General features: G+C 63.7%; 4 protein-coding genes and 1 pseudogene. 2 read left to right on the top strand and 3 right to left on the bottom strand.

Translation table 11 applies throughout. The annotated features are described in order from the left end of the window. Together ACRDU5_RS10870 and ACRDU5_RS10865 are read left to right on the top strand one after the other, a co-directional pair. Nucleotides 1–390: pseudogene (locus ACRDU5_RS10870) on the top strand (epoxide hydrolase); the annotation flags it as partial. A gap of 67 nt (nucleotides 391–457) precedes the next feature. Beyond that, entirely contained in the window at nucleotides 458–1648 is a 1191-nt protein-coding gene (locus ACRDU5_RS10865; RefSeq protein WP_526614508.1) for an ABC transporter substrate-binding protein, read from the top strand. On the opposite strand, the gene ACRDU5_RS10860 is transcribed toward ACRDU5_RS10865, so the two are convergent. From ACRDU5_RS10860 to ACRDU5_RS10850, 3 genes are all read right to left on the bottom strand, one after another. Beyond that, nucleotides 1638–2462, bottom strand: a complete 825-nt coding sequence (locus ACRDU5_RS10860) for a MerR family transcriptional regulator (RefSeq protein ID WP_526614507.1) — start codon at nucleotides 2460–2462, stop codon at nucleotides 1638–1640. The genes ACRDU5_RS10865 and ACRDU5_RS10860 overlap by 11 nt on opposite strands. 169 nt (nucleotides 2463–2631) lie before the next feature. Then, the gene (locus ACRDU5_RS10855) at nucleotides 2632–3051 is read right to left on the bottom strand and encodes a ChaB family protein (protein WP_526614506.1); all 420 of its coding nucleotides are present in this window, start codon (nucleotides 3049–3051) and stop codon (nucleotides 2632–2634) included. A gap of 191 nt (nucleotides 3052–3242) precedes the next feature. After that, entirely contained in the window at nucleotides 3243–4514 is a 1272-nt protein-coding gene (locus ACRDU5_RS10850; protein ID WP_526614505.1) for a low temperature requirement protein A, read from the bottom strand. Between the last annotated feature and the right edge of the window lie 494 nt (nucleotides 4515–5008).

Here is a 5008-nt window from a genome sequence, read left to right as displayed (position 1 = left end):
TACGGCCTGACGGATTCGCCGGCCGGGCAGCTGGCGTGGATCGTGGAGAAGTTCAAGGAGTGGACCGACTCCACGCGGGAGCTGCCCGAGGATGCGGTGCCCCGGGACCGCCTGCTGGCCAATGTGTCGGTGTACTGGTTCACCCGCACAGCGACCTCGTCGGCCAACCTGTACTACGAGACGATGCATGCGCGGGCGCTTCCGGACCCGTCGCCGGTGCCGATGGGTGTCGCGGTCTTTCGCGAGGATTTGGCCATCCGCCGATACGGCGAGCGGTTGTTCAACATCGTGCACTGGAGTGACTTCGACTCCGGCGGGCACTTCGCCGCGATGGAGACGCCGCAGTTGCTCGTCGACGACATCCGGAGCTTCTTCGCGAGCCTGCGGTAACGCGGAATCCAACCGCCTCGCCTGGGCCCGAGATAGCCCTTCACCAACCGATTAAGGTGGAGTCGCCATGACACCGACCACACCGCGGACCGGACTGGTCCTCGGTGTGTGCGCAGCCCTGATCGTGGCGTGCTCGGGTTCCGACGACGCTGGAGGGATGGGCGAACAGCTTCCGGAGCTGGAGCCACTCAGCGCCGTCGGCGCTGGCGAAGGTCAGCTGAACATCATCGCCTGGGCCGGCTACGCCGAGGATGGCTCCAACGACAAGTCCGTCGACTGGGTGACGCCGTTCGAGCAGGAAACCGGCTGCCAGGTGAATGTCAAGCTGGGCAACACGTCCGACGAAATGGTGCAGTTGATGCGCACCGGGCAGTACGACGGCGTGTCCGCGTCCGGCGATGCGACGCTGCGGCTGATATATGCCGGCGACGTCGCCCCGGTCAACACCGCGCTGGTGCCCAACTACCAGACGATTTCGGCGTTCCTCAAGAACAAGTCGTGGAATTCGGTGGACGGGCAGATGTACGGCATCCCGCACGGCTGGGGCGCCAACCTGCTGATGTACAACATCGACGTCGTCCGCGACGCACCGAATTCCTGGGCCGCGGTGTTCGACGACGCCGCCAAGTACGAGGGCAGGGTCACCGCCTACGACTCTCCCATTTACATCGCCGACGCCGCGTTGTACCTGTCGAAGACCAGGCCGGAGCTGGGCATCAAGGACCCGTACTCGCTGACCTCCGAACAACTCGACGCCGCAACGGAACTGCTCAAGGCACAGCGCGAGAACATCGGCGAGTACTGGTCGGACTACACCAAAGAAGTGCAGGCCTTCGAATCCGGAACCTCGGTGATCGGCACCACCTGGCAGGTGATCGCGAACATGATCGGCGCCAACAACAAGGTTCAGGTCAACACGGTGCTGCCGAAGGAAGGCTCCACCGGATGGTCCGACACGTGGATGATCTCGTCGAAGGCGTCACATCCGAACTGCACGTACAAGTGGATGAATTGGATCAGCTCGCCCGAGGTGAATGCCCAAGTGGCCGAGTACTTCGGCGAAGCCCCCGCGCAAACGAAGTCGTGCGCGCTGACCACTGAGAAGGATTTCTGCGAGCTCTACCACGCCACCGACGAGGAGTACGCCGAACAGATCCATTACTGGACCACGCCACAGAAGCAGTGCGTGGACGGCAGCGGTGACAACTGCACGGCCTACAACGAGTGGGTCGAAAAGTGGCAGCAGATCAAGGGGTGACGCTTGGCGGTGAGCTATTGGCTTCCCACTGTCCACTGACGACCATCCCGGTGGTGTACTCCGAAACGGCCGACACCATGTGCTGCTGCAGCGCCTTGTCGAGATGGCGGGTGACGATCGCGCTGCCGAGATCGCGATAGTCCTGCACGAGCCGGCTGACCTCGGCCAGCTCTTCCGGTTTCGGGATGAAACCAGGCCCGTAGCGGGCGTCCACACACTCCTCCAGCGCGGCCACCAGAACGGCCGCAAGCTCGTCGATGGTGCCGCTGGTGGAATCGAACATCCGCAGAATCGCCTGAATGTAATGGAGTTGATCGGCAGTTCGCGTGACGATGGCGGCCATGCCGGCGTCGACGAGCACGACGGTGTCGTCGGACAGCTCGGCCAGGCCGCTCAACATCAGCCGCTGCGCTTCCTCGCACCCGGGGTCAAGGTTGAGCGCGATGGTATCGATGGCGGCCGTGCTGGCCGTGGCCGGCGCCGGCGGCGCGGCCTCTGCTGGGCGATGGCCGAGAATGGCCTGTTGGACGCCCAAGATGGCCGCCAGGTCATGCCCTTCCCGCATCCGGGCGAAGAACTCGGCGATGTGCGAGGAATTGAATCCCTTCCGCAGCAGCTCGTTGATCGTCTTCAGCTGGGACAGGTGGTAGTCGTCGTAATACGCCGAGCGCCCCTCCCGACGAGGAGGGTCGAGCAGGCCGCGCTCGCGGTATGCGCGGATATTGCGTGAGCTGACACCGGAAATCCGCGCAAGGTCGTCCAGCCGATACTCAGCCAACGAGACGCACCAAACCTCGACGTGAGCTGCGCGCATGCATGCGCACACTGTAGTCCGGTAACCCCGTTTCGAGCGAAGACTTGACCGGATCTGTCAGAAGGTCAGAGTCAGGTCAGGCAGCCGACTCATCTGGGCAAATAGTGACCGGCCGAATGGGACCCCAACGTCGGGGGGTGATTTCAGCCAACTCGGCAAAGCGCCGACGCTACCGGCTGCGGCTGCTCACTCGACGATTGGCGTTCTTGATCGCGTTGACCAATTGGCTCTTGGACATGGTGGAACGACCCGAGATGTCCAGGCGCCGCGCAACGTCGAACAAGTGCTTCTTGGACGCATTGGCGTTGACGCCTTCGGCCGACGTTCCCTTGGGATTCGGCCCGCCACTACGGGCTCGCGAGTCGGAAGGGCCCTTCTCGGACTTCGGCTCCCAGTGGTCGCCCACCTTCTCGAAGCTGTGCTTCAGCGCGTCATACGCAACGCGGTGCGCGCGCTCACCCTCGCCGTACTGCTCGACGGCCGCATCGTGCGCCTTGGCGAAGGTCCGCTGCGCCTTTGCGGGCGACTTCTTCAGCGTGCTCGGCAGCTCGCTTTTCTTGGCCGTGCCCTCCGGTGTCGTTTTCGGCATCGTGACGCTCCTTCGTGCTGCGCAAACGTTGGATAGCCGCCGAAGCCACGGGTTTTCGATGCTCGTCGGCACCCGGTGAACGGCGGCCGCTTCTTGACTTGCCATTCGGTGTTCGTGCCGCTCCCATCGCCGCGCGACTTCGGACGGCTATGTAGTTGGCTTACCCAACCCGCGTGCAGCTAAACACTTCCCTATTCGTCCGCCACAGTCCTCGCGATGGCCTCCTCGGCGTGCCGATGGCCGATCAGTTCGTAACCAACGACGGTCACCATCGGCGCCAGCATGACGATCAGCAGGCTGTTTGCCATCGACATGCCGGCGTCGACGAACAGAACCGCGGCGACCAACACCGCGGCGGTGACCACAACCAGCAGCACGTGGAACGCGTCGAAGGTGCGCACCATCAGCATGTAGAGCAAATACAGGCTGACGATATAGAGAGCGACGGGTATCACGACCCACAACACGGTGCCGGCCGAATCCAGCTTGGAATGATGCTCGATGTAATACGCGGCGGCGTGCAGCCCGGCGCCGGTGGCCACGATTGAGCCGAACACCACGAGGTGCAGGTAGCCGAAGCGGAAAGAGCGCTCGCGGTGGGCATGCAGCAGATTCGATTGCGGGACAACGAAATACGCCCACCACATGCCGAACGTCAGCCCGGTGCCCGCCACCGCGACCAGGACCGCGTCCACGCTCCAGCCCTGCGCGCCGACAACCGCCGAGAGCGAGGCGACGGTGCCGACGACGCCCTCCCCCAGCGCGATGATGGTGAGCAGCCCGTAGCGCTCGACAATGTGATGAGCGTGCCACGGGGTGCCGCCGCTGCGCCGCTCAGCCAGCCAGGGGCCGAGCATCTCGAAGCACACCAACAGCAGAGCCAGTGCGTACGTCGTGACAACCGACGTGCTCACGAAGATCATTGCGATCCAGCCGATCTGCGCGACGGTGACGACCGTCGCGTAGGTGAGGCACGCCGCACGTCGCTGCGGGTCCTGCTTTGCCGCGCGTAACCACTGGCCCACCAAAGCGATTCGCATCACGACATAACCGGCGACCATCACGCGGTTGTCGACGTGGTGACCCGCGCTGATCGAGGCGAACAACTGCGGAAGGCCGAGCGCCAGGATGATGACGCCGACCATCTGCAGCATGGTCATCAATCGGTAGACCCAGTCGTCGGTGTCGTAGGCCGAGGCGAACCAGCTGAAGTTGATCCACGCCCAACAGATGGCGAAGGTCGCGAATACGAATCCGGCCAGCCCCGCCCCGATGTGGTCCTCGGCCAGCTGGTGGGCGAACTCGGAGGCCGCGATGCCGAATGCGACCACAAACGTGAGGTCGAACAGCAACTCGAGCGGCGTAACACCCCGATGCAGCTCGGACGGATCGCGCCCCGACATTCGGCGAATGCGATGCGCCGGAGCCGCACTGGACGATGGATGCGACTCGACCTCACTCATGGTCTGCAGAGTTTGCCCACCGGCCGCAGCCGTGTCCAGGCGCGACGAAGACAGGTAGTCCACTACGCGCGCGTGTCGGTCGAACGATTCCTACGCTTCGATCGTCAATATAGGTATCAGACGACGGAAGCAGCCATGAACGCACTACTCGTATTCTGCCTCGGGGTAGCCGCGCCGCTCGCCGCGCTCGGCTTGCACGAGTTGCAGGCGCGGCTGGAGCGTTGGGACTACGACCGCCATTCCGAGGATTAGGCCGACGGCCGAACTGGGGTGAGGAGCTGTTGCCGCTGGGGTGTATTCGAGTGTGCTTTGGTGTGTTCTAGCAGAGCTTGTCGTACGTCGAAGATAGGTTGGCGGCATAACTCAATCCCCGTGACTGGCCGGGATATGCCAGTTGTGGTCCAGTCGGGGCCACGGCGCCGTTCGTCAGCAGTTCCAGCGGTAGCGCTGGAGACGGCGGGCCAGACCAGCCGATAATTCTGGCCTGGCGAGCC

This window comes from Mycobacterium sp., from assembly GCF_050701515.1.
Classification (GTDB): Bacteria; Actinomycetota; Actinomycetes; order Mycobacteriales; family Mycobacteriaceae; genus Mycobacterium.
Note: the sequence above shows the minus strand (reverse complement) of the source record. Positions and strands in the feature narration are given on the sequence as shown.

Bases quoted from the DNA above. Each gene is read 5' to 3' on its own strand.
- ACRDU5_RS10850 (WP_526614505.1), bottom strand. From the start codon at position 4,514: ATGAGTGAGGTCGAGTCGCATCCATCGTCCAGTGCGGCTCCGGCGCAT.
- ACRDU5_RS10865 (WP_526614508.1), top strand. From the start codon at position 458: ATGACACCGACCACACCGCGGACCGGACTGGTCCTCGGTGTGTGCGCA.
- ACRDU5_RS10855 (WP_526614506.1), bottom strand. From the start codon at position 3,051: ATGCCGAAAACGACACCGGAGGGCACGGCCAAGAAAAGCGAGCTGCCG.
- ACRDU5_RS10860 (WP_526614507.1), bottom strand. From the start codon at position 2,462: ATGCGCGCAGCTCACGTCGAGGTTTGGTGCGTCTCGTTGGCTGAGTAT.